Below are 23,629 nucleotides of genomic sequence, written 5' to 3'. Positions count from 1 at the left end.
GAGGACCCCATGAAGACGACCCGCACGGCGCTGCTCGTTGCCGGCGCCGCCGCCCTCGCTCTCACGCTCTCGGCGTGCGGCGGCGGATCGACCGCCACCCCCGACGCCAACAGCTCGGATGCCGCGGAGAAGACCGCGATCTCGATCGGATTCAACCCCGGCCCGTACCTCGAGATGTTCCAGGACGGCATCCTCCCGATCCTCGAAGAGGACGGCTACACGGTCGAGACCGTCGACTTCACCGACGGCATCGTCGTCAACGTCGCCGTCTCGACGGGCGAGATCGACGCCAACATCATGCAGCACCCCGTCTATCTCGACTTCGTCAACCAGCAGGAGGGCATCACCAACGCGCCGCTCGTGCAGATCCCGACGCCGCGGATGGGCCTCTTCGGGGGCAAGCAGACGTCGCTCGACGACGTGCCCGAGGGCGCGACCGTCACGGTCCCGAACTCGCCGTCGAACCTGTACCGCGGGCTGCTGATCCTCCGCGACGTGGGCTGGATCGACTTCGACGACGTCGATGACCCCAACACGGCCGACCTGTCGATCATCACCGACAACCCGAAGAACCTGAACATCACCCCGATCGAGAACGCACAGCAGGTTCCCGCTCTGCAGGACGTCGACTACGCGACCATCCAGGGCAACTTCATCATCGCCGGCGGACTCGACTACGACGACGCCCTCGCGGTGGAAGACCAGCCGATCGAGTTCTCCAACGTCGTGACCGTGCGCGAAGCCGACCTCGAGTCGCCGTGGGCCCTCGCGATCAAGGCGGCCTACGAGTCGCCGGAGTTCATCGAGTACATCACGTCGAACCCGCAGTACGACGGCTACAACCTGCCGGCCTGGTTCGAGTGAGTCCACAGCCGGAAGGCACCGTCGTCTTCGACGACGTGTCGAAGACGTTCCCCGGGAGGGCCGCCCAGACGGCTGCCCTCCGCGGCGTCTCTCTGACCGTCGCGCCGGGGTCGATCTTCGGGGTCATCGGCTACTCGGGCGCGGGAAAGTCGACCCTCATCCGACTGGTCAACGGGCTCGAGCAGCCCACGTCGGGACGCGTCGTCGTCGACGGTGTCGAGATCGGCGGACTCCGCGGACGCGCGCTACGCGACGCGCAGAAGCACACCGGCATGATCTTCCAGCAGTTCAATCTGCTCGAGACGGTGCGCGTGCGCGACAACGTCGCGATGCCGCTGCGCCTGGACGGCGTAAAGCCCGAGAAAGCCCGCGCCCGCGCTGATGAGCTGCTGGAGTTCGTCGGGCTCGCGGCGAAGGCCGACAGCTTCGCGGGCGAGCTGTCGGGCGGACAGAAGCAGCGCGTCGGCATCGCCCGCGCCCTCGCCCGCAATCCCAAGATCCTCCTGGCCGACGAGGCGACAAGCGCGCTCGACCCCACGACGACGACGCAGATCATCGACCTGCTCCGCAGCGTCAACCGCGAGTACGGCACGACGATCCTCGTCGTGACGCACGAAATGGACGTCATCAAGGACCTCGCGCACGACGTCGCCGTCATGGCGGCAGGCGAGGTCGTCGAGACGGGCTCCGTGCTCGAGACCTTCCTGCACCCGCGGACGGACATCGCCCGCGACTTCGTCACGACCGTCGTTCCGCAAGGGATCCCGCACCGCGTCGTCGAGCACCTCGGCGGCGACGGCCTCTGGCGCCTTCTGCTGCTCGACGAGCAGGTCACGCAGCCGCTCGTCTCCGACCTCATCACGGACCACGGCGTGACGGTCAACATGCTCCACGCCGACATGACCGAGATCCAGGAGCACACGGTCGGGCAGATGATCGTGAAGGTGTCGGGGCCGGCCGACCGCGTGGCATCCGCTCGCGCCTATCTCTCCTCGCGCGTCGTGAGCCTCGAGGCGGTCGCGGCATGAACGACGAACGCTTCACGCTCATCACACCGGAGATCTTCTTCAAGGCCCTCGGCGAAACGCTGCAGATGCTCGGCGTCTCGCTCGTGCTCGGGTCGATCCTCGGCATCGCGATCGGCACGATCCTCGCCGTCACCCGCCCGGGCGGTGTCGTGCAGAACCGCGCGGTCAACATCGCGCTCGGGATCGTCGTCAACATCGTGCGCTCGTTGCCGTTCATCGTGTTGCTCGTCGCGATCCTCCCCTTCACACGGTTCATCGTCGGCACGAGCATCGGCGTCTGGGCGGCCATCGTGCCGCTCACCGTCATGATCGCCCCCTACATCGGCCGTCTCGTCGAGAACTCGCTCCTCGAAGTGCCACAGGGCGTCATCGAGGCCGCACGCTCGATGGGAGCCTCGCCGTTCCAGATCTTCTGGCGCTTCCTCCTTCCCGAAGCGCGAGGGTCGCTCATCCTCGCCGTCACGATCGCGACCGTCGGACTCATCGACGCCACCGCCATGGCCGGCACCGTCGGCGCGGGCGGCATCGGCGACCTCGCGCTCTCGTACGGCTACCAGCGCTATGACGGCTTCGCGATGGTGCTCACGTGCGTCACCCTGATCGTGCTCGTGCAGGGCATCCAGATGATCGGCACGTCGATCGCCCGCCGCTACCGGAGGCGCTGAGCGTGGCATCCTTCACCCCCGCCGCGCGCGTGCAGGTGCTCCCGCCGAACTTCTGGGGCGCGATGGACCGCGAAATCGCGCGGCTCTCGCTCGAGCCCGGCGCGCGCATGATCGACGTGTCGAAGGGCAACCCCGACCTGCCGACACCCGAAGCGATCGTCGGCGCGATGCAGGCGGCCGTCGCCGATCCCGCCAACCACCGCTATCCGTCCTACGCGGGTCGGCCTGCCCTGCGGATCGCGATCGCACAGCGCTACCGCGACGACCACGGCGTCGACATCGATCCGGATGCCGGTGTCGCGATCTTCCATGGATCGCACGAGGGCCTCATGTCGGCGATCATCGCGCTCACCGATCCGGGCGAGAACATCGTGCTCCCCGACCCGGGGTACCCCATGTACACGTCGGCGGCTGGGTTCGCGGGAGGCCGGATCGTGCCGCTGCCGCTCGCCGAGCCGGGGTACCAGCCGCAGTTCGAGGCGCTCGACGACCTCGAGCGCGCGAGCATCCTGATGCTCAACTACCCGAACAACCCGACCGGCGCGCTCGCGACCCGCGAGACGTTCGAAGGGGCGCTGGCCGTCACGGAGCGGATCGGCGCGGCGTTCGCGCACGACTTCGCGTACTCGTCGCTCGGGTTCGGAGGGCGCCGACCACTGTCGGCACTCGCGGTCGACACGGGCCTCGAGCGCACCGTCGAGCTGCAGACGCTGTCGAAGACCTACAGCATGGCCGGTTGGCGCATCGGGTTCGCCGCCGGCAACCCGTCCATCATCGACGCCATGAAGCGCTACCAGGCACACGCGTTCAGCACGATGTTCGGCGCGTCGCAGGATGCTGCGGCCGCGGCTCTCGGCGGTGACCAAGCGGCATCCCTCGCTCTGGTCGAGGTATACGAGCGCCGTCGCGATCTCGTCGTGAGCGGGCTGCGCGCGGGCGGGTGGGACGTCATCGAACCCGAGGGCTCGTTCTTCGTGTGGCTGCGGGTTCCGGGCGACGCCGTCGAGCTCGCGGCGCGGCTTCGCGAAGAGGCGCGGGTCGCCGTCGCGCCGGGAGACGGATTCGGCGAGCGCGGGCGCGGACACATCCGGCTCGGACTCGTCCAGGACGACGAAACCCTGATGGAATTGATCGAGCGCATGAGCGCGTTCGCGAGGAGGAACTGATGGCCGAGATCGAGAGCTTCACCCTGGACCACACCGCCGTGCTGGCCCCCTACGTCCGGCGCATCGGTGTCGAGCACGGACCCTCCGGCGGCACGATCACCAACTTCGACGTGCGGTTCGTGCAGCCCAACGCCGGTGAGATCCCGAGCTCCGGCATCCACACGCTCGAGCACATGCTCGCGGGGCTCCTCCGCGACCGCATCGACGGCGTCATCGACATCTCGCCCTTCGGATGCCGCACGGGCTTCCACCTGCTGATGTGGGGCGAGCCGTCGGTCGCCGACGTCGTCGACGCGCTGAACGGCTCGCTGCGCTTCATCGCGGAGGAAGCCGTCGAGGCCGACATCCCGGGAGTCTCGGCGCTCGAGTGCGGCAACTACCGCGACCACTCCCTCCACTCCGCCCGCGAGTGGGCCAAGGTCGTGCTCGACCAGGGCATCAGCCTCGACGCCTACCAGCGCGTCGGCGTCTAGCTCCCCTCGCTCACCGGCATCCATCCCCCCATCGACTTGTCGTAAATGTCGGCTCAGAGGGCTCCCGACGCGTCATTTACGACAAGTGGATCTTGAGGGGCGACGGATGCGCGGCGGCGGCGGCGCAGGTTGATCACGGCGGTGACGGCGGCGAGGAGGAGAAGGGCGATGGCAGCCAGGGCGATCCACGGCACCGCCCACACGATGACCGTGACGCTCTCGGTCCGTACCGACTCGACGAGCTCCTGACCCGACGACGTCACGGACGGAACCTCGACCGTCACCCACAGCGGCCCGAGCGCGGGAACGTCGTCGAGCACGGCGGATGCTGCGGTCGCAGCATCGGGAAGGATCTCGGGGATGCCGGACAGCGGCACCTCCGCACTCCACCACCCGAAGATCGACGTCGCACGCACGACCGCCTCGGGCGTGAGCCGGATGTTGCCGGTGTTGACGAGGGTCGCACCGATCGGGACGGTCCCCACGGGGAAGGGGGACAGCGGCGCCTCGTACGCCCCGTCGATGCGCTCCACGATCAGCGCGGGATCGACGGCGCCCGCGACGCGCGTGTAGACCCGCGTGCCGACGCGGTATTGGGTCGACGAGCCGTTCGCGGCGTCGACGGCGTTGACCGCGACGATGCCGCCCGCATGATCGCCGGGCTCGGCGTCGGCGGGGATGTCGATCGTGAACGGGACGACGACGGCGCTCCGCGGCTCAATCGTGACCGTCTCGGTGTCGAGCGCGATCCAGCTGCCGATCGCCCGCGAGGTCTCATCGCCCGCGAGCAGGTCGAACGATCCGTCGCTCGTGGTCGCGGCATCCTGTGCGTAGAGCTCGACCGTGAGCGGCGACGTGCCGAAGTTGCGTACCGCGACGTGATCGACTGCCGCCGTTCCCGGCTGCGCGACGTACTCGAGCTGGGCCCGCCCGTCGGGTCCCTCGGGCGACGCGGGCACGACCGCCCAGGTCTGCCGAGACGAGTCCGAGTCGCTCGGGTCGACGGGTGCCGCCAGCCCGAGGGCCGGGCCCGCGGCGATGACGGCGATCCCGGCACCGAAAACGGTGGCGGCGAACAGGCGACGGGTGACGTTCATGAGGTCCTCACGGCGTGACGGGCGCCGCGCGCGGATCGCGGCGACGCCCGTCACGTTCGGTGTCAGATGACGGTGATGAGCACGATGCCGGCGTAGTCGCCGACCTCGATCGTGGTCGGCGCCTCGACACGGATGTCCGCACCGAGAACGGCCGTACCGACCGATGCACCGGCGGGTGCCGAGCCGAGGACGCTCCAGCCCTTGATGCCGTTGCCCGCGGCGAAGCCGGGAGCGACGGCCGGACCGGCGGTGACGGTCTGGCCGCTCGACGAGCTCACGACCTTCGGCGTCCATCCGAGGTACTTGCCGTCGAGGACTCCCCCGTCGACGCTCGCGAGCGCGCGGACACGGCCCGACGACGACCATCCGGGAGCCGTTGCGCGGGTGTCGGTGACCGTGATGCCCGTGAGCGACCCCGTCGACTCGTACCGGTCGGCGGTCGAGCTGAGCGTGAGGTCGCTGAGGGTCGTCGACTCGCCCTCCGCGCTGACGCTGAGGACGAGGGCTCCCTCGTTCGCGGGCAGGGAGACGTTGATCTCGGGTCCGACGCCCGGAGTGTTGCCGTGGTCGTCGATGTGGATGTCGACGGGTGCGCTCTCGGCGATGGCGGTGTGGTTGCCGTCGTAGAGGACCGCCTTGACCTGCTGCTCGCTCGTCACGATGAAGCCGTACGTCGAGCTGAAGGCGCCGCTGACGACCTCCCACTCCGCGTCAGCAGATGCACGCGTGAACCAGTGGAAGTGGTCCGAGACGTCTTCCGACGGCACGGCCCGGAGAGACGCGACATCACCCGTGTGGTAGTGCGCACCCACGTTCTCGATGCCGAGCGTCACGTCGGTCGGCGGCTGTTCCGTCGCGTCGCCCTGGACGACGAACGTGTAGGTCTCGACCTCGGACGTCGAGGTCCGCGCACCATCGGCGCTCGTGATCGTCGCCTGCACCGTGAGCTTGTAGGTGCCCGCGGCCGTGAAGCCCCAGTTGGCGTGCGAGTGAGCGAGGAAGGTCTGCCGGATGGTCCCGGGGAACTTCCACGCGCCGTCGGCGAGGAGCGTCCGCGGGTCGCCGAACGTGCCCGACGACCAGAGGTAGACGTCACCGGGACCGTCGACGTCGCTCACGACGATGTCGACGGTGGACTGACCGCCCCACGCGCCCGCGGCGCCCTGGCTGTTCCAGCCCGGCCACAGCAGATCGGGGTCCTGCGTCAGCGGCAGGTACCACAGCGACGTCGGCGCCCCGACGGGGAGGTAGGCCGACGGCAGGTTCTCCTGGTACGCGGAGTTCTTCACGACCAGCTCGACCGACTCGGGGGTGCGCTGCACGTGCGAACCGGTCACGTCCTCCTGGAGATTCAGACGGATGCTGCCGTCGTCATTCACCGCGATGTTGAACGTGTCGATGTGACCCGTGTCGAAGCTGATCGGTTCAGCGATATCGTCGGCGTGCGCGGGCGCTGCGAGGAGCACGGAGGCTCCGACGGCGAGCGCCGCGACCGCTGCCACGGTCAACCGTGGACGGGAACGGAGAGATGTCATCGGGGACATCCTTTCTATGGGTTGTGGCCTTGTGGCCGGGGTGAGGTCAGGACGCGCGCGAGCGGCGGGGACGAGGAGCGAGGGCGGCGGCGCCGAAGAGGGCGAGGCCCACGACGACGAGGGTTCCCGAGAGGCCGGCGAGGTCGGCGGTCGAGGCATCGAGCCCCGTGTCGGCGAGCGCGACGGTGCACTCCTCGCCGTCGGCGGTGCGTCCGACGTAGGTCGTGACCGTCTGCTCGCGCGCCGCGGACGCGGCATCCCCCGATCCGATGAAGAACGTGAGCACGCTCGTCCCGGAACGCTGCTGGCCGTCGACGTCTCCCGAGAAGGTGAGGGTCACGTGGTAGGCGCCGGGCTGCGTGAACGCCCAGATGCCGTGGACGTGCACGCCGCTGCCGCCGACCTCGATCGCCGTGCTGCGGGGGAAGCCGTCGACGGTGCCGAAGTAGCGGTTGCCGACGCCGCCCCACGAGTCGAGCGAGTACACGACGAGGTCGCCAGGCCCGTCGACACCGTCGAGTGTCAGCGCGATCGTGCCGTTCGTGTGTCCCGCGATCGTGGGATGCTGCGTGTTCCACCCGAGCCACGGGATGCCCGGATCCTGCGTCAGCGGGATCTGCCACACAGTGCCGCCGCCGAGAAAAGCGAAGTCTCCTCCGGGCGCCTGCACGGAGGCATTGTCGGCGAGGTGGATGACGATGGTTCCCGGATCGACCCACTGCGCGGGCGACTGGCGGTCGTCCTTGAACAGGGCGCGCATCTCGCTTCCGTCGACGACGGGACCGAAATCGAGGTGTCCCGACGACACGACGCCGACGTTGTCGGGGCGCACCGTCGTCGTCACGGGCGTCGCGATGCACTGCTCGGCCTCCGGCGTCGCCGACGGCGTCGGAATGGGCGTCGCCGTCGCGGCGACGGAAGCCTCGACGTCTGCGTCGTCGGCCGATGCCGCCAGAGGAGAGATGGATGCCTGTCGAGCCGCCTGCGCAGCGGGGTCGACGGGCGCAGACGGCTCGGCGGGCTGCACCTCGACCGGCTGTTCGACCGGCACCGCCGCGGGGTCGACGACCAAGATGCGGTACGTACGCGGCTCGGATGCCACGGTCTCGCTGTCCGCGAGCGTCGCGGCGGCTTCGAGCGCGATCGTGTACTCCCCCGGCTCGGTGAAGCTCCACGTGCCGGAGCCGCTCTCGCCCGCGGCGAGGATGGCCTCGGCACGCCCGTTCGACGCGGACTGCAGGAGCGGCGCGCCGGTCGCGTCGAGGATCTCGAGATCGCCGGGACCGTCGAGCGCGACAATCTGCAGCGTGATGTCCGGCTCCGGCGCCACGGTGTCCAGGCTGACGCCGCTCGTCGACCACTCGACCCCGGCCGAGGAGAGACCCGCATCGTCGCCGGCGGCATACACGACGTCGTCTCCCGCAGAGTCGTCGAGCACGAGAGCGTCGTCGGCGAGCGAGATCACGATGGGCGCGCTTCCCGCGAGCGGGACGCGTGCCGCATCCGCCGCAGCCGGAACGACCGAGACAGCGGCACCCGCGATGCCGAGGGTGAGACCGACTCCCGCAGCGATCACCCTGATGAAGGAGCGGCGGGGCGGACGAAGAGCAGGGTCGAGCGATCGGGTGGGTGCCATGGGGGGAGCGCGGGCTTTCCGTAATGAGAATGATTATCGTTAACGTATAGCATCGACACGGTCGCTCGCACATCCCCATCGACCCGAACCGGAGCCCCCATGCGTCTGCGCCACCGCGCCACCAGTGCCGCCCTCCTCGGCACTCTCGTCGCGCTGACCGGATGCGCCGCGGCATCCGACATTCCCCCGCCCGGCGGCCCGCTGCGCATTGTCGCGACGACGCAGATCCTCGCGGACCTCGTCGGCAACGTCGGCGGATCGGCCGTCGGCGTGACGTCTCTCGTGCCCCCAGGAGCCGACCCGCACAGCCACGAGCCGACGCTCCGCGATGTCCGCGACATCGTGTACGCGGACATCGCGTTCACCAACTACCTGCTTCTCGAGCAACAGGGCATCGTGAAGGCCCTCGACGCCAATCTGCGCGACGACGTGCCGAACATCGCACTCGCCGAGAGCGCTGTGAAGCACGCAGCCGAGATCATCCCTCTCGTCGAGAACGTCGCCCTCGACGCCATCTGGCTCGGACTGCGCGTCGAAGGAGATGGCAGGTCCGAGGGTGCGGACCGCTCCTCGTCGGTGCTCGTCAGTGCGACCCGCGCGTCCGGTCCGGGCGACCTCTTCGCCTACCTCACGGGGTCGTTCGGCGATGTCACGGTCTACGTCGACTCATCGGACGGCTTCGACGAGGCATCCGGATACCGCGACGACACCGCGACCCTGCCGCCGGATGCGCACACGCACGTCAGCTGGGCGTTCACGGAACCCGGCGTCTACACCCTCGACCTCTCGGCCCGCCTCGCGGCCGTGCCCGGAGAGCCGAGCATCCCCGTCGCGGGCGGCACCGTCACCTTCGCCGTCGGCGTCGATCCGCACGGCGTCCGCGCGGGCGCGACCGTGCTCGACTCCGGCCACACCGACCTCACGGTCGACCTCGAGGGGCGACGGATGCTCGTCATCGCCGACCACACCCACGGAACCTCCGAGACGCACAGCGAGCGGTTCGACCTCGAGGATGTCGTCATCTCGGTGCCCAGCAAGGCCGCCCTCGAGATCCCCGGAGACCCCTCGTACCGCTTCCTCGGACGCGCGGGAACGCTCGTCCATCAGCTGCCGCAGGCCGTCCTCGGACGACACGTCCACGGCGAGATCGACCCGCACCTGTGGCAGAACGTGCGGAACGCGATCGCGTACGTCAAGACGATCGCCGACGAGCTGGTCGCGGTCGACCCCGCGAACGCGGCGCTCTACCGCAGCAACGCCGCGGACTACATCGACGAACTCGACGAACTCGATGCGTACGTGCGCGACGCCGTGGCGTCCATACCGCCCTCTCGACGCACGCTTGTCACGGCGCACGACGCGTTCGGCTACCTCGGACGCGCGTACGACCTCACGATCGCCGGCTTCGTGACGCCGAACCCCGCGACCGAGCCGAGCATCGCCGACCGTAAGCGGCTCACCCAGACGATCCGCACGCTCGAGGTGCCGGCGGTGTTCCTCGAGCCCGCGCTCGCGGCGCGGTCGTCCACCCTCACCGAGGTCGCGCGCGAGGCCGACATCGCCGTGTGCCCCATCTACAGCGACGCACTCGACGACGAGGTGCCGACCTACGTCGACATGATGCGTTTCAACGCCGACTCTCTCGTCCACTGCCTCACCCGATGACCGAAACGAAAGCACTCATGCGCCGCCAGCTTCCCTTCCGCCGCATCGCCGCGACAACACTCCTGGCCCTCGCTCTCGCAGCGGTCACCCCCGTATCGGATCTCGATCAGGACATCGACGACGACCAGCAGGATGCCACCGGCCAGGCCGTCATCTCGGAGGGACACGTCGACCTCGGCCTCCTGCATCGCGATGGCCAGTGGCAGCTGCGGCTCCACGACGACTCGGCCGAGCCGCCCGTATGGCGGAGCGGCGACGATGTCGTACTGGCGGTGACCGACGCCGCCGCCCGCGACGTGCCGACCGAGGGCTTCGAGTTCCTCGACCTCACGCCGGGCGAACGGGCCTACGTCGTGCCGCAGACCGAGGCTCCGGGCGTCGTGTGGGTGGGGTGGAACACGCAGGATCCCGGCGTCCTCGAGGCGGTCGACCGCGGCGTCACTCTGCGCGTCACCGGCATCACGGGCCCCGGCGCCGTCACGGTCTTCCTGCAGAGCGGAAGCTTCGGCGAACCCGACGTGCTCTTCTCTTCGCGGGAGGCCTACCCGCAAGAGGCATGGATCGAGCTCAACACGCACACCCACGCCAACTGGGTCTTCGGCGAACCCGGTGCGTATCTCGTCGATGTCGCGTTCGCCGCCACGACGATCGCGGGCGAAGAGGTCGTGGCATCCGGCTCTCTGCGGTTCGCGGTCGGTGAGGGCACCGCGCCCGACGAAGCGTTCGCCCTGACGTCGTCGGTCCACTCGCCCGCAGCGGATGCGACTCCCGAGTCGGATGCGGAGCAGCAGACGGATGCCGCGCCCTGGCCCTGGATCATCGCGGGCGGGATCACTGTCGTCCTCGCGGTCGGCGTCGTCGTCGGAAGCGTCGCCTCGCGGCGCGCCCGTCGAGCGGCCCGCAGCGAGACCCCGCGCACGGAGCATGGAGCATGAGCGGCGTCCTCGAGGTCGAGCACGTGAGCGTCGACCTCGCGCGCCGCCGCGTGCTCGACGACGTCAGCATGCGCGTCGATCGTGGCGAGTTCGTCGGCGTCCTGGGGCCTAACGGAGCGGGAAAGACGAGCCTCCTCCGCGCGATCCTCGGCATGATCCCCGCGGCGAGCGGGACGATCCGTGTCCAGGGAGGGCCCGCATCGCGCTCGCGCTCCGCGGTGGGCCTCGTGCCGCAGCGGCACGAGTTCGCGTGGGACTTCCCGATCTCGATCGGTGACACCGTCCTGACCGGGCGGACAGCGCTCCTCGGTCGATTCCGCCGCCCCCGCGCGGCCGACTACCGGGCAGCCGACGAGGCGCTCGACCGCGTCGGTCTCTCGCACCTGCGCGACCGTCCTGTCGGCGAACTGTCCGGCGGACAGCGTCAGCGCGTTCTCGTGGCGCGTGCACTCGCCCTCGCGCCGCCGCTCCTCCTGCTCGACGAGCCGTTCACGGGCCTCGACATGCCGACGGTCGAACACCTCATGGACCTCTTCTCGCAACTCGCTCGCGAAGGGTGCGCGCTCGTCATGACGACGCACGACATCGCGGCCGCCCTGCACGACTGCTCGCGCGTGATCCTCCTCAACCGCACCGTGCAGGCCGATGCCGCTCCGGCGCACCTCACCTCGCCGGAGCTGTGGATGCACACCTTCCAGGTGAGGCCGGACAACCCCATGCTCGCGGTCGTGCGCGCGGCATCCGGGGATCCGACTCTTGCGAGCGTCCCGTGTTGAGTCCCGTCGACTTCATCCAGGACCTCCTCAATCCCGACCTCGCCTTCCTGCCGAAAGCGCTCGTCGTGGCGATCATGTCGAGCATCGTGACCGGGGTCGTCGGCACGTACGTCGTGCTGCGCGGCATGGCGTTCATCGGCGACGCGGTCGCGCACGCCGTCTTCCCCGGGCTCGCCGTCGCGTTCGTCCTGCAGGGGAACCTCGTGCTGGGCGGAGCCGTTGCGGGAGTCGTGACGGCGGTGCTCGTCGCGCTCCTCTCGCAGAACCGCCGCCTTCGCGAAGACAGCATCATCGGCGTGCTGTTCGTCGCGGCGTTCGCGCTCGGGATCGTCATCATCAGCCAAGCGCCGGGATACGCGGGATCGCTGCAGCAGTTCCTGTTCGGTTCGATCACCGGAATCCCCGACGAGGATGTGGTCGTCGTGGCGATCGGCGGCGCTCTCATCCTTGCGTTCGTCTTCCTCTTCCATCGCGACTTCGTGCTGATCACGCTCGATCGCGAGATGGCGCGTGCCGCGGGGGTGCCCGTGCTTCCGCTCGATCTTCTCCTCTACGCGCTCGTCGCGATGGCGGTCGTCCTGTCGGTGCAGATGATCGGCAACGTCCTCGTCCTGGCCCTGTTGATCGCACCCGCCGCGACGGCGCGGCTGCTCACCGACCGGCTCGGGGTCATGATGACATTGGCTCCCGTCATCGGCGCCGTCAGCGCGATCGTCGGGCTCTACCTGTCGTGGAGCGTCGACCTCCCGGCGGGCGGCACGATCGTCCTCGTCGCGACGGCGTTCTTCGTCGGGGCGTGGCTCCTGGCTCCGAAGCACGGGATCCTCAGCAGTCGCTGGGCCCGTCGCCCCGCGGCAGTCGCCCCCTGACCCTGCATCCACCCCTTCCACCAGGTTCACTTGCCGCGAATGGCGGGCTGCCCGCGGTCCAGGTCGCCATATGAGACAAGTGAACGCCCGCCGTGCGCGCTGAGGCCGATCCCTCACTTGTCGCAAAGGGCGGGATGCTCGGGCGGGAGGCCGCACTTTGGGACAAGTGAGCGAGAAGGGGCTACGGGGTCGGGCGGACGAGGGCCTCGACGGCGAGGCGAAGGGTCGACGCTTCGAACGTGGGACGCTCGTCGACGGTCGGAAACGCCCGGTCGAGCGAGAGCCCGTCGACGACCGCCATGAGGAAGTGCGACTGCTCTTCGCGGGACCCCGGCTGCAGAGCCCCCTCGGCGTCGAGGATCGCGAGCCACGACTCGATACGCTGCTGCGCCTGCCGCACGAGTACGAGATAACCGATACGCGCTTCTTCGGTCGCTTCGGGCGCCATGAACGCTTCGTAGATTGTTTTCCACGCCGCTCGCGCGGCCGCTTGCGTGCTGAACGGCTCCAGCAGATGCCACAGGCACTCGATGAGCCGCTCGCGGGCAGGCACCGAGGTGTCGCGGATCCGGATGTCCGGCATCGCCTCGCTGTACAGCTCCGTCAGCGTGGCATCCAGCAGCGAGCGCTGCGTGGGGAAGTAGTGGCGCAGGGTGCTGGCTCCGACGCCCGCCCGGGAGGCAACGGCGCGGACGCTCGGCCGGGCGTCCCCGCCTTCCCGGATGATCTCGGTCGCCGCGGCGACGATCTTCTCTCGCGTGTCGATCTCGCGCCCCCGTTCCTGTGTCACCTCGATCGTAGACTCTAGTACACCGTACCAGTACAGTGTGCTAGAGTCTTCCCAGCGGACATCCCCGCAGAAAGAAGGCTCGACATGAGCACCGATCACGCAGACGAGACCACGACGCGCGTCGGCGTCGCCGACGACCTTCTCCTGCTCCTCTTCCAGCCCGACTCCGGCACCATCGCGGGAGAGAACACGCTCTTCTACGTTCTCGCCGGAGCCGTGCTCGCCGACCTTGCCGCGAGCGGACACATCACGACAGAAGACGGCCCGCTCGGTCAGACGCGCGTGCGCGTGTCGGTCGACACCGCCCCCGACGACGAGATCCTGCGCGAGGCGTGGGAGTACATCGCCGAGAAACCGCGCGGAGTGCAGACCGTCCTCGCTGCCATCGGACCCGAGTTGCGAGCGCCGATCCTCGAGCGGCTCGTCGCCCGCGGCGACCTCCGCCGCACGAAAGGCAAAGTGCTGGGCTTCATACCGACCGAGTCCCTCGAAGAAGGCGACACCGGACGCCGAGTCGACCTCATCTCGGGCGTGCGCTCGGCCCTCGTCGACGGCAGCATCCCGGACTCCCGGACGGCCGCCCTGGCAGCCCTCCTCTCGGCGAGCGGCTCACTGCCGGTCTTCGATCGCGAGATCCCGTGGACCTCGCCCGTCATCGAGCGCGCGAAAGAACTCGAGCGCGGCGAGTGGGGTGCGGATGCGGCATCCGAGGCCATCACGCGAACGATGACCGCGATCGTCGTCAATTCCGTCGTCGCGACGAGCATCATCGCCACCCGGGCCTGACCACCCCTCCCTCCCTCCATCCATCGCCATGGGCGCTGCGTCGGCGCGCCTGAAAGTACACGGGCGCTGCTTCGGCGCGCCCGGAAGGAACTCCCCATGAACATCATCGAAGGCCTGCAAGACCTCATGTCCGAGGTCCCCGACCTCATCCAGCCCCTCATCGTCGTCCTCGCCGGCGCCATTCCTTTCGTCGAAGGCGAGCTCGCCTCGGTTCTCGGCGTCTGGGCGGGACTCCACCCGCTCGTCGCGTTCTTCGCCGCCGCGATCGGCAACTTCCTGTCGGTCTTCGTCGTGGTCTTCTTCGGATCCCGCATCAGAAGCGCGATCGTCGCCCGCCGTGCCCGGTCGCGAGCGGCGCGGGTCATGTCCGATGGGTCGACCGAGACGATGGCGGTGTCCTCGGCACCGGATGCCACCGAGTCCAAGCCCGAGTCGAAGGGCCGTCAGCGATTCCGTCGCTTCCTCGTCCGCTTCGGCGTCCCCGGCGCGAGCCTCCTCGGTCCGCTCGCCCTGCCCACGCAGTTCACCTCCGCCATGCTCGTCGCCTCCGGCGTCGCGAAGGGCTGGGTGCTGCTGTGGCAGGCGATCGCGATCCTGCTGTGGACGGGTCTCACGACGGCCGTCGCGACGGGGGTCCTCGCACTCGTCGTGGGCTGACGGATGCCGCGACAGCGGCGGCTACGCGATCTCTCGCGTGACCGCCGCTCGTGGTTGGAGCAAGAGCCGCACGCCCGTCCGCGACAGGACGAGCGTGATCACGAGCACCGTGACGAGAAAGAACCCTCCGAGGTGAACGGCGTCGCCGAGCAAGAGGTCCGTCAGCCACAGCACGAGGAACTTGCTGCCCGCTCCCGTCGCGACGAGCGCGAGCGCCAGGAGCACCTTTCCGACCGGACTCGCGGCGGCGCGAAAGCGCGTGATGACGGCCGACTTCGCCCGCACGACGAGTTCGAGCGCGAGCTTCAAGAGGATCGCCGTGATGAGCGACACCGAGAACGACTCCGAGATGACGCTCGGGAAGAACTGCGTGAACAGTCCCAGCACGACGAGATAGACGAGCACATCGACAAGGTGGATCGGGTCGAATCGTCGCCCCCGCGGGTTGCTCACGGCCCCAGTATGGCGGGGTCGGAAAAACTCCCCAAAAAAAGTTTGAGCAATTCTGTAAGGAATCCGCTCTCCCAAGCGACTACATAGTGGAGGGACTTTTCGGCTTCCCCTCGTTGCGGGGCACTGCTTTCGGGTGGCGGTGTCCGCGCCGGGTGCGCCGTCGCTCAGCGACGGCGCACCCCTTCTCCTCGGAGCGACGCGGCGAGTGCGGTCCTGGCGGCATCCGGATCCTCCCTCCTGGCGTCCTGTGCAGCGCGCGCAAGATGCCGAATCTGGTCCTGCGAGGCGTGAGGGGCGGTTACATTGGCGACACCGACCTATTGCAAGCCCGGAGAACCGACACGTGACCAGCGACACCGCGGAACAGGAACGCCTGTTCCGAGAAGCGGTGTTCCGCGAGATGTTCACGACGTACTTCCCGCGAGTGACGAGGTACATCCAGCGCAACATCGGCGACCCCACCGCAGCCGAAGACGTCGCGTCCGAGGTGTTCCAGACGGCCTGGCACAATCTCGATCCCCACGATCCCTTCGGACTGCCGTGGCTCATCCGCACCGCGATGCACAAGATGCGCGATGCGCAGCGGGAGCATTACCGCTCGGCCGCGGCAGTCGATTCGATATCGCACTCCGTCGAGGAGGCGGCTCAGCAAGCGATTCCGCACGACGAGAGGCTCGCTCTCTCCGATGCGGTGGACCGGCTCCCGAAGAAGGACCGTGAGATCGTGCGCCTGACCTACTGGGACGGCCTGAACGCGGCCGAGGTCGCGGAAGTGCTGAAGATCCGCGAGGGCACCGTGTGGACGCGACTCCACAGGGCGCGAGCAGCACTGCGCTCGGCGCTGGGTGACTCCACGCTGGGTGACTCGACACAGGGTGACTCGGGATCCGGAGGTGAGCGGTGAACGACGAACAGCTCGACCGGATGCTGCGCGCCAGCGCTCCCGTGCCGCCTCACTCCGGCGACTCCCTGACGCTGCGGCAGCAGACGATCCTTGCGAGCATCGTCGAGCAGACACCCCGCCGGCAGACACCGCGCACCCGCCGACTGGCACTCACCCTGCTGACTCCGCTGGCCGCGGCCCTCGCCATCCTGACGGTGCTGTCGGTGTCACTCCTGACGATCTTCGGCACCTCCCCCGCCGCCGCGTGGGGACCCGCGCCGCTCGTGTACCAGGGCACCACCGCCACCGTCGAGGAGACAGTCACGACGGCTACACAGCTTCTGCGCGCTTCGGGGGAACCCGCTGTCGCGGAGCGAACATCGGCCTCGACCGCGTGGAACCTGTCGGTCGACGAAGCCGGCTCCCCCGAACAGGTCCTCTCGATCCTTCCGATCGTCACCGAGCTGACCTGGGCGGCCGACCTCTCCGGGAGGATGGTGACGATCGCCGGCGAGCCCTTCCCCGCCGACGGCGGGGAGAGCGCGGTGCCCGACGACGACACGTGGGCCCCCGGGGCGGTCATCGATGATCGCGTCTACGGTCCGGGCGAGTATCCAGCGGCGTTCCCGGATGCCGCGGATCTCGACGCCGACGACATCGCCCAGCTCTACGCGCTCGTGGCTCCTGACCCGCAGTATCCCGGCGACGCGCTGTTCGCCGTCGCGGGCCTCCTCACGGAATGGACGCTCACCGCGGATCAGCACGCCGACCTGCTGGAGGGTCTGCTCGTTTACGAAGGTCTACGCCCGCTCGGAACGACGACGGACCGCCTGGGGCGCGAAGTCGTCGGAATCGCCGCGCCGGGCGCGGATGAGAGAGAAGCGACCCTGCTGCTGTCCGCGAGCACAGGCCGTATCGTCGGTGTCGAGCGCACTGTGCTCTCACCCGACGATGCCCTGGGGGTACCAGATGGCACCGTCATCTCGTACACCCTTTGGAAGGATCCCGAATGAGACGAGCTCTCGCAGCGATCGCGGTTGGCGTCGCGCTCGCGCTGAGCACCCCGGCCATGGCCGGCGCCGTAGAGAAGAATGATGTTCATCCCGACGTGGCCTACGCCCTGGCCGCGGTACCGGGCGGTGTCGCCGAAGGCTACTACTCGGCAGCGTGGCCAGAGACGGGCATGCGCGTTGACGTTCCGAACGGGATGCTTCGCGCCGTGGGCTCGTGCGCGACGGGCAGCATCTGCGCCTACTCCGGGACGGGCCTCGCCGGCACGCAGCTGTCGTGGTCGACGTGCGGTCAGAAGTCGACCGCGGCACTCAGCCAGGTCCGCTCGATCGCCAACGCCCGCTCGAGCGGCATCCTGAGCGCTCGCCAGGTGACGACGGTGCGCGCGTGGGCGAGCGCCAACTCGTGGGCGAACGTGCCCTCGACGTACTGGTCGAGCATCACGAACGTCTACTGCTGACGCGGGGCAGAGGATTGTAGCCGCGGAGGCGGAAACGACTGAGGGGCCCCGCTACGCGGAGCCCCTCAGTCGATCGGTGGCGAGTGAGGTGTCTGGGTTCACGACATAGGCGACAAGTGATGGGCGACACGTGAGTCGGGACATAGGCGACACTCGGGCATGTCGTCGAAGCATCGGGTCGTGGTGTTGAAGATTGTCGCCGGAGAGATCACGGTCACCCAGGCGTCGACCGAGTACGGGATGTCCCGGCAGTATCTCCATAAGCTCCTCGCCCGTTACCGGGACGAGGGCCTTGCCGGGCTCGACCCGCGGTCCCGAGCCCCGCTGACCAGCCCCCAGGCGGTCACCGAACGTGTCCGTGACCGGATCGTGGAGCTGCGGCACGCTCTGACAGCGGCAGGGACGGACGCCGGACCGCTCACGATCGCCTGGCATCTGCGGCAGCAAGGACTGACCGCCCCATCGACGTCCACGATCCGCCGCATCCTGCATCAGGCAGGGTTGATCACCCCGGAACCCCGGAAACGTCCCCGCTCTTCCTACGTCCGGTTCGAAGCCGACCGGCCCAACGAGACCTGGCAGTCCGACTTCACCCATTGGCGCCTGGCTGACGGCACCGACATGGAGATCCTCAGCTGGCTCGACGACCACTCCCGACTGCTGCTGTCCTGCACCGCCCACCGCCCCGTCACCGGCCGCACCGTCGTGGACACCTTCCTCGCCTGCGTCGACGCCTACGGACCACCCGCCTCCACCCTCACCGACAATGGCCGCGTCTACACCGCCCGCCACGGAGGCGGCCGCAACGAATTCGAGTACGTCCTCGCCGCGCTGAACATCCGGCAGAAGAACGGCGCACCGAACCACCCGCAAACCCAAGGGAAGATCGAACGGTTCCACCAGACCCTGAAGAAGTGGCTCGGCGTCCGACCACGCGCCCGTGACATCGTCGAGCTGCACACACAACTCGACACGTTCCGAACGCACTACAACACCCACCGCCCCCACCGCGCCCGCGGAACCACACCAGCCAACGCCTACACCGCGACCCCGAAAGCCCTCCCCGCCGGCGCGCGCACCGACGCCGTCCACTACCGAATCCGCCACGACCACGTCGGCACCAACGGGAAGATCAGCTTCCGCAGAGCCGCTCGCATGCACCACCTCGGCATCGGCGTCGAACACCGCGGGAAACGCTGCATCCTCATCGCCGACGAACACACCGTCACCGTCGTGCACCTCGAGACCGGCGAGATCATCGCGACCAACACCATCGACCCCGCCCGAACCTACTGGCGAAACAACGAGAGAGAGCCCGGCCGATGGCCGGGCTCTCTCTCTTGATGTCACCTATGTCGCGACTCAGATGACTCCTATGTCGCGACTCATCACACGGTGGCGAGTGAGGGATTCGAACCCCCGAAGTCTAAGACGGCTGATTTACAGTCAGATCCCTTTGGCCGCTTGGGTAACTCGCCAGGTGCGCACCTGCCCGGCTTTTCCAGTCGAACAGAGGCGCGATCCACCATCTTACCGGTTCGTGACGACTGCCAGAAATCGATGCGTCAGGTGCCGAGCCGGTCGAGGTCCATCCCCTGCAGGGACGAAGGGAGACGCAGCAGCGCACCTTCGAATCGGCACGTCGCCGCGGCGGCATCCATCGCCTTCTCGAGCACGTCGGACCAGTCGTCGCGCGTCCGTGGCGGGTTCTCGAGCACAGCGGCGATCGTCGCGGCGAACGCGGCGTCACCCGCGCCCATCGTGTCGATGATGCGTCCCGGAAGATCGGATACCGGCCGGGTGACCGTCTCGCGGCCCACGTCGATCGCGGCGCCGTTCGACCCGTAGGTCGCCAGCACGGCGCCGGCGCCGAGGTCGACGAGGCGCGTGCGCAGCACGTCGAGCGGCTCTTCGTACAGAAGGTGCGCGTCGTCCTCGCCGACCTTCACGAGATCGGCCCGGGCGGCGAGCGCTTCGAATCCCTCACGGAAGACGTGCCGGTCGTGCAGCATCCCGGTGCGCGGGTTCGGGTCGATCGCGAGCTTCGTCGGTCCGATGGCCGCAGCGAGTTCGACCGTCTGCTCCGTATCGTCGAAGCGCACGCAGCTCACGGCGACGAGCGCCGCGTCGGCCATCGCCGCAGCGACCTCATCGCCGTAGCGGATGCGACGCTCCCACGCGGCCTTGTTGAACTCGTACACGGGCTCCCCACCCGCCGATCGCGTGCTGACGGCGCGGGCACTGCCGTAGGGCGAGATCGTCGGGAGGAGATCCACGCCGAAGTCGGCGAGATACGCACGGATGCGCTCCCCCGCCTCGTCGTCGCCGATCATCGCGACGAGGGATGCCGGCGCCCCGAGCCTCGCGAGACCGACCGCGACGTTGAGCGCTGCTCCCCCGACGAACTCTCGCACGCCGTTGTCGTCGCGCAGTTCGTCGATAAGCGCGTCGCCGACGACGACGACCCGGCCGGTCATCGCCGCGACCCCGCGGTCTCGAGCACGCGCGACACGAAAGACTCCGTGCGGTGCCGCGTGCCGTCGATGCGGCGATCGACGCTCGCGCGGATCTCGTTCGGTGCGAGGGGTGCCGCGAGCCGCACGTTCTCGTGGCACGACAGATCGGCGCAGATGTACGTGCCGATGCTGTCTCCGTGCTCGCCGGCCTCACCCGCCTTGCGCGCACTGAACATCGTGACCTGGTCGGCGGGTTGCATCGTGTGGCAGAGGTTGCACATCGCCGCGCGTGCGTGCGACGAGCCGTTGGCGGCGCGCAGAACGATGCCGCGCGGCTCTCCGTCGACCTCGATGACGATGTAGCCGCGATCCCGCGAGCGCGGGTCGCGCCACGCGTAGAAGTCGAGGTGGTCCCAGTCGGCGAGCAGCACGTCGGCCGGAACGGCCATCACCCGCATCTCGTCGCTCGATGCATTGACGATCGCGGATCGGATGTCGTCTTCTGTCAGTGGGCGCATGCCACCTCCTCGGCGTTCCGCCCCAGTCTACGAACGCCTGGGCCCACCGGCACCGTCGTGCCACCCGAGTCTCGCGGCGACGGCATCGGCACCGCGACTCGGGAACAGGTCCCAGCCCGGCTCGAGCAGTTGACGGGTCAGCTGGAAGAGCGCGCGCCCCGCCGACTCGACGGGCTCGGCGACAGCGTCGGCGATGGCGGCGGCCTCGGCGGGGAAGTCGAGCTCGAACCGGCGGACAGGATCGATCGCATCCCGGTGCGCGGTCGAGCGGGAGGGGAAGCGCCCGCGCACCGCGCGCACGAGATGCTGGACGGCCCACTGACGCACGAACGACCCCGCGACGAGCGTCTCGCCACGACGGGCGCGTCCCACCCCGATCAGGAGCTTGACCAGGACGAGTCGCGTGTCGTTGACGGGATCCCATGTGTCGGATGCCGCGGCCCGGTCCCGCGCGGCGGCGATGAGCTCGGCGGTCACGTCTCCCGTGTCGACGACGATGGTGGCGTCTTCGGCCACGGCACCGGCGAGCTCCGCGGGCTCGGCGAGCGCGAACTCGAACACATGGCCGTCGTCGTACACCGCGACGAAGCCGATCTCGCCCTCGCGAGCCGTGAGGGCGACGCGGTGCGGATCCGGGAGCCACGACAGGTCGGGCCGCACGGCAGCGCCCCGACCCTGCGCGATCAGAGCGAAGAAGTCGTGGTCCGACCACTCATCGCGGCGAGCGCGCGCGGCATCCGATGCGGAGCCCAGCAGAACGAGTCCGATCAGATCGTCGTGGTCGCGCACGCCGCGAGCGAGCCCGTCGGACAGGTCCTCGAAACGGTCGGGCGTCGTCACGGCGTCTCTGCGACGAGGTCGGCGGGACTCACGGCCCGCGCCCCGTCGACAGCTCCGACGGATGCCGGAAGGTCGGCATCGACGTGGGCCTCGGGCGCGACGACGCCGGGGAGGGCCCATGCGGCGAACGCCGGACCGTCGGCTGAGAGGAGGACGGACCCGTCGGCTGCCGTCGCGAAGGTCGCCTTACCGACGAGCGTCGACGCCTCCGTGACGCCCGCGAGCACTCCAGGCACGAGCTCGACGTCGGCATCACCGCGCGTGGCGAGCACGAGCACCGACTCCTCGGCCGACTCCCGCACGAACACGATCGTCTCGTCGTCGACGTGGAGCCAGCGGAGTCCGCCCGTCCCCAGCACGGGGTGCTCCCGGCGGAGTCCGATCAGCTGCCGGTACAGCGCGAGACGCTCGGCGACGAGGGGCTCACCCTCCGTCCCCCACGGCATCGGCGTGCGACTCATCTCGCCGTCGACTCCCGTCAACGCGTACTCGTCGCCGGCGAACACGACCGGCATCCCGGGAAGCGTCATCGACAGGCCTACGGCGACCGGGATCGTGCCGGGTGCCGCGTTCGTCGCGAACCGCCCCGTGTCATGCGTGTCGAGCGGCTGCATGTTGCCGAGCCGCACGCGCCACGGGATCCCGCTCGTGAACCGCACGACGGCATCGACGAACTGACGGGCCGTGAACGACGGGATGCCGCCGATCGGCTGTCCGAAGAACCAGGGTTCCGTGCGCTCCTCGCCCTCGGCCGTCAGGTACGGCTCGCCCGTGGGCTGCGAGAGCCAGCCCCACAGCGGTCGCGTGAACGACGGATAGGTCATGGCTCCGTGCCATCCGTCGCCCTGCAGGTCGCTCGCGGCGTCGTTCGTCGACTCCCCCAGCAGAATCGTCTCGGGGTTGATGTCGATCATCGCCCGGCGCATCAGCTGACGCACCTCGGCGTTGAGGTCGATCGCTCCGAGGCGGCCCGTCATGTTCGCGACGTCGATCCGCCAGCCGTCGGCGGAGTAGGGCGGACGCAGCCACTTCGCGATGACGGCGTCGGGACCATCCGCGAAAGCGGCGCGCAGCGCCTCCGACGCCCAGTTGAACTTCGGGAGGGTCGGTGTGCCGAGCCACGACTCGTACGTCAGGTTGTCGTCGTCGAGGAAGTAGTAGTAGTCCTCGGTCTCGGAACCCGGGTTGCCGAACGCCGACGCGAACCACTCGTGCCGATCGCCGGAATGGTTCAGAGTGAGATCGCCGATGACACGGATGCCGCGGGCATGAGCCGCCTCGATGAGCCGAACGTAGGCGTCGTCACCGCCGAGGAGCGGGTCGACGGAGTGGAAGCTCGCCGCGTCGTAGCGGTGGTTGGAGGCGGCGGGGAAGACGGGCGTGAGATACAGCAGGTTGACCCCGAGCTCGACGAGGTGGTCGAGCTTGCCGGTGATCCCGTCGAGATCGCCCCCGTAGAACTGCTGCGAGCGTCCGGGCAGCACGGGGTCGACGGGCTCGTCCCACGCGGTCGCGATCGCCCACTCCGGAGTCGGGTGAGTGTCGGCCTGCGGCGACCGCGCGAACCGGTCGGGGAACACCTGGTACATCACGGCGTCGTAGAGCCATGCGGGCGGCGCCGGATGGGCGACGAGGGCGAAGTCATCGTCGTCCCGCGTCTCGATCGAATGGATGCCGACCTGATTGAGCCACTCGACGAGACCGCTCTCGTGCACGAAGAGCCAGCGGTATCCGTGCCGGAAGTTGCGCACCGCGAGGGGCGCTTCCCACCAGTCCCACCCGTCCGCCGAGCCGACGAGCGCGGCATCCGCCCACTCGGGCTCGTGATCGGGGTTCGATCGCGTGCGGACGGCGGTGAGCGGACCGTACGCGGCGGGTACGCGTACGCGCACGCGCACGATGTCGCCCAGCTGCGGCGCGATGTCGGACACGTACAGCGGCGAGCCGTCGTGGTGCGGGGTGAGGGGGGTCATGACTGTCTCCTTCGAGAGGGGGTGGGTGCGCGTCGTGGTTGCACGGCGCACCCGCCATGACAGAGCCCTCGGATTGTTGTTCAGTTGTCGTGA

Annotated in this window: 24 protein-coding genes and 1 tRNA gene; 15 read left to right on the top strand and 10 right to left on the bottom strand. The window is 69.0% G+C overall.

The features are described 5' to 3' along the window. Positions 1 to 9 precede the first annotated feature (9 nt). The 5 genes from FBY39_RS07580 to FBY39_RS07560 are packed head-to-tail and all read left to right on the top strand — an operon-like array spanning position 10 to position 4,196. Positions 10 to 864, top strand: a complete 855-nt coding sequence (locus FBY39_RS07580; protein ID WP_141931574.1) for a MetQ/NlpA family ABC transporter substrate-binding protein — start codon at positions 10 to 12, stop codon at positions 862 to 864. Further along, positions 861 to 1,892 carry a methionine ABC transporter ATP-binding protein gene (locus FBY39_RS07575; protein ID WP_186336932.1) on the top strand — a complete coding sequence of 344 codons (1,032 nt, stop codon included), beginning with the start codon at positions 861 to 863 and terminating at the stop codon, positions 1,890 to 1,892. The genes FBY39_RS07580 and FBY39_RS07575 overlap by 4 nt, the downstream gene beginning before the upstream one ends. Further along, entirely contained in the window at positions 1,889 to 2,557 is a 669-nt protein-coding gene (locus FBY39_RS07570) for a methionine ABC transporter permease (RefSeq protein WP_141931572.1), read from the top strand. Before FBY39_RS07575 ends, FBY39_RS07570 begins: the two co-directional genes overlap by 4 nt. A gap of 2 nt (positions 2,558 to 2,559) precedes the next feature. After that, positions 2,560 to 3,723, top strand: coding sequence for an aminotransferase class I/II-fold pyridoxal phosphate-dependent enzyme (locus FBY39_RS07565; RefSeq protein ID WP_141931570.1), 1,164 nt, complete (start codon positions 2,560 to 2,562; stop codon positions 3,721 to 3,723). Then, a complete protein-coding gene (locus FBY39_RS07560; RefSeq protein WP_141931568.1) occupies positions 3,723 to 4,196 on the top strand; it encodes an S-ribosylhomocysteine lyase in 474 nt (157 codons plus the stop codon). The genes FBY39_RS07565 and FBY39_RS07560 overlap by 1 nt, the downstream gene beginning before the upstream one ends. 53 nt (positions 4,197 to 4,249) lie before the next feature. On the opposite strand, the gene FBY39_RS07555 is transcribed toward FBY39_RS07560, so the two are convergent. From FBY39_RS07555 to FBY39_RS07545, 3 genes are read right to left on the bottom strand one after another with little or no spacing between them, the layout of a single operon-like run. Continuing rightward, entirely contained in the window at positions 4,250 to 5,347 is a 1,098-nt protein-coding gene (locus FBY39_RS07555) for a WxL protein peptidoglycan domain-containing protein (protein ID WP_141931566.1), read from the bottom strand. Between the two features lie 8 nt (positions 5,348 to 5,355). Then, a complete protein-coding gene (locus FBY39_RS07550; protein WP_160133021.1) occupies positions 5,356 to 6,828 on the bottom strand; it encodes a choice-of-anchor M domain-containing protein in 1,473 nt (490 codons plus the stop codon). Between the two features lie 46 nt (positions 6,829 to 6,874). Then, positions 6,875 to 8,464, bottom strand: a complete 1,590-nt coding sequence (locus FBY39_RS07545; protein ID WP_141931562.1) for a TIGR03773 family transporter-associated surface protein — start codon at positions 8,462 to 8,464, stop codon at positions 6,875 to 6,877. 99 nt (positions 8,465 to 8,563) lie between these two features. Here FBY39_RS07545 and FBY39_RS07540 point away from each other — a divergent pair, with 99 nt between their 5' ends. Genes FBY39_RS07540 through FBY39_RS07525 form a run of 4 tightly spaced genes read left to right on the top strand, consistent with a single transcriptional unit; the run spans position 8,564 to position 12,709 of the window. Beyond that, entirely contained in the window at positions 8,564 to 10,129 is a 1,566-nt protein-coding gene (locus tag FBY39_RS07540; RefSeq protein ID WP_141931560.1) for an anchored repeat ABC transporter, substrate-binding protein, read from the top strand. After that, complete coding sequence (locus FBY39_RS07535) at positions 10,126 to 11,064, top strand: choice-of-anchor M domain-containing protein (RefSeq protein WP_141931558.1); 939 nt, start codon at positions 10,126 to 10,128, stop codon at positions 11,062 to 11,064. The genes FBY39_RS07540 and FBY39_RS07535 overlap by 4 nt, the downstream gene beginning before the upstream one ends. After that, the gene (locus FBY39_RS07530) at positions 11,061 to 11,840 is read left to right on the top strand and encodes an anchored repeat-type ABC transporter ATP-binding subunit (protein ID WP_141931556.1); all 780 of its coding nucleotides are present in this window, start codon (positions 11,061 to 11,063) and stop codon (positions 11,838 to 11,840) included. The genes FBY39_RS07535 and FBY39_RS07530 overlap by 4 nt, the downstream gene beginning before the upstream one ends. Beyond that, a complete protein-coding gene (locus FBY39_RS07525; RefSeq protein ID WP_222115674.1) occupies positions 11,834 to 12,709 on the top strand; it encodes an anchored repeat-type ABC transporter permease subunit in 876 nt (291 codons plus the stop codon). Before FBY39_RS07530 ends, FBY39_RS07525 begins: the two co-directional genes overlap by 7 nt. 181 nt (positions 12,710 to 12,890) lie before the next feature. Here the strand turns inward: FBY39_RS07525 and FBY39_RS07520 are convergent, their stop codons facing one another. Further along, the gene (locus tag FBY39_RS07520; protein WP_160133019.1) at positions 12,891 to 13,499 is read right to left on the bottom strand and encodes a TetR/AcrR family transcriptional regulator; all 609 of its coding nucleotides are present in this window, start codon (positions 13,497 to 13,499) and stop codon (positions 12,891 to 12,893) included. A gap of 84 nt (positions 13,500 to 13,583) precedes the next feature. Between FBY39_RS07520 and FBY39_RS07515 the strand changes: the two genes are divergently transcribed. Together FBY39_RS07515 and FBY39_RS07510 are read left to right on the top strand one after the other, a co-directional pair. After that, positions 13,584 to 14,285, top strand: coding sequence for a GPP34 family phosphoprotein (locus tag FBY39_RS07515; protein WP_141931550.1), 702 nt, complete (start codon positions 13,584 to 13,586; stop codon positions 14,283 to 14,285). 96 nt (positions 14,286 to 14,381) lie between these two features. After that, positions 14,382 to 14,942 (top strand): small multidrug efflux protein, encoded by a 561-nt coding sequence (locus FBY39_RS07510; protein WP_141931548.1) that lies wholly within the window; start codon positions 14,382 to 14,384, stop codon positions 14,940 to 14,942. A 21-nt stretch (positions 14,943 to 14,963) separates the two neighbouring features. Here FBY39_RS07510 and FBY39_RS07505 read toward each other — a convergent pair whose 3' ends face one another. Then, the gene (locus FBY39_RS07505) at positions 14,964 to 15,395 is read right to left on the bottom strand and encodes a hypothetical protein (RefSeq protein ID WP_141931546.1); all 432 of its coding nucleotides are present in this window, start codon (positions 15,393 to 15,395) and stop codon (positions 14,964 to 14,966) included. 343 nt (positions 15,396 to 15,738) lie between these two features. On the opposite strand from FBY39_RS07505, the gene FBY39_RS07500 reads away from it, so the two are divergent. The 4 genes from FBY39_RS07500 to FBY39_RS07485 all read left to right on the top strand — a co-directional run bounded on the left by FBY39_RS07500 (position 15,739) and on the right by FBY39_RS07485 (position 19,093). After that, positions 15,739 to 16,299 (top strand): RNA polymerase sigma factor, encoded by a 561-nt coding sequence (locus tag FBY39_RS07500; RefSeq protein ID WP_141931544.1) that lies wholly within the window; start codon positions 15,739 to 15,741, stop codon positions 16,297 to 16,299. Continuing rightward, complete coding sequence (locus FBY39_RS07495) at positions 16,296 to 17,291, top strand: hypothetical protein (RefSeq protein WP_141931542.1); 996 nt, start codon at positions 16,296 to 16,298, stop codon at positions 17,289 to 17,291. The genes FBY39_RS07500 and FBY39_RS07495 overlap by 4 nt, the downstream gene beginning before the upstream one ends. After that, positions 17,288 to 17,749 carry a hypothetical protein gene (locus FBY39_RS07490; RefSeq protein WP_141931540.1) on the top strand — a complete coding sequence of 154 codons (462 nt, stop codon included), beginning with the start codon at positions 17,288 to 17,290 and terminating at the stop codon, positions 17,747 to 17,749. The genes FBY39_RS07495 and FBY39_RS07490 overlap by 4 nt, the downstream gene beginning before the upstream one ends. Before the next feature lie 159 nt (positions 17,750 to 17,908). Next, positions 17,909 to 19,093: an IS481 family transposase gene (locus tag FBY39_RS07485; RefSeq protein WP_141931538.1), complete on the top strand. Its 1,185-nt coding sequence runs from the start codon at positions 17,909 to 17,911 to the stop codon at positions 19,091 to 19,093. 52 nt (positions 19,094 to 19,145) lie between these two features. Here FBY39_RS07485 and FBY39_RS07480 read toward each other — a convergent pair. The 5 genes from FBY39_RS07480 to FBY39_RS07460 all read right to left on the bottom strand — a co-directional run bounded on the left by FBY39_RS07480 (position 19,146) and on the right by FBY39_RS07460 (position 23,536). After that, positions 19,146 to 19,227, bottom strand: a tRNA-Tyr gene (locus tag FBY39_RS07480). Positions 19,228 to 19,314: 87 nt separating this feature from the next. Further along, positions 19,315 to 20,226 carry a PfkB family carbohydrate kinase gene (locus FBY39_RS07475; protein WP_141931536.1) on the bottom strand — a complete coding sequence of 304 codons (912 nt, stop codon included), beginning with the start codon at positions 20,224 to 20,226 and terminating at the stop codon, positions 19,315 to 19,317. Beyond that, a complete protein-coding gene (locus FBY39_RS07470; RefSeq protein ID WP_141931535.1) occupies positions 20,223 to 20,723 on the bottom strand; it encodes an FBP domain-containing protein in 501 nt (166 codons plus the stop codon). The genes FBY39_RS07475 and FBY39_RS07470 overlap by 4 nt, the downstream gene beginning before the upstream one ends. A gap of 27 nt (positions 20,724 to 20,750) precedes the next feature. After that, positions 20,751 to 21,563 (bottom strand): hypothetical protein, encoded by an 813-nt coding sequence (locus tag FBY39_RS07465; protein ID WP_141931533.1) that lies wholly within the window; start codon positions 21,561 to 21,563, stop codon positions 20,751 to 20,753. Next, the gene (locus FBY39_RS07460) at positions 21,560 to 23,536 is read right to left on the bottom strand and encodes a glycoside hydrolase family 13 protein (protein ID WP_141931531.1); all 1,977 of its coding nucleotides are present in this window, start codon (positions 23,534 to 23,536) and stop codon (positions 21,560 to 21,562) included. The genes FBY39_RS07465 and FBY39_RS07460 overlap by 4 nt, the downstream gene beginning before the upstream one ends. Positions 23,537 to 23,629 lie beyond the last annotated feature (93 nt).

Origin of the sequence: Microbacterium sp. SLBN-146, assembly GCF_006715145.1 — a bacterium.
Lineage (GTDB): Bacteria > Actinomycetota > Actinomycetes > Actinomycetales > Microbacteriaceae > Microbacterium.
This window is presented reverse-complemented; position numbering and strand designations above follow the sequence as displayed.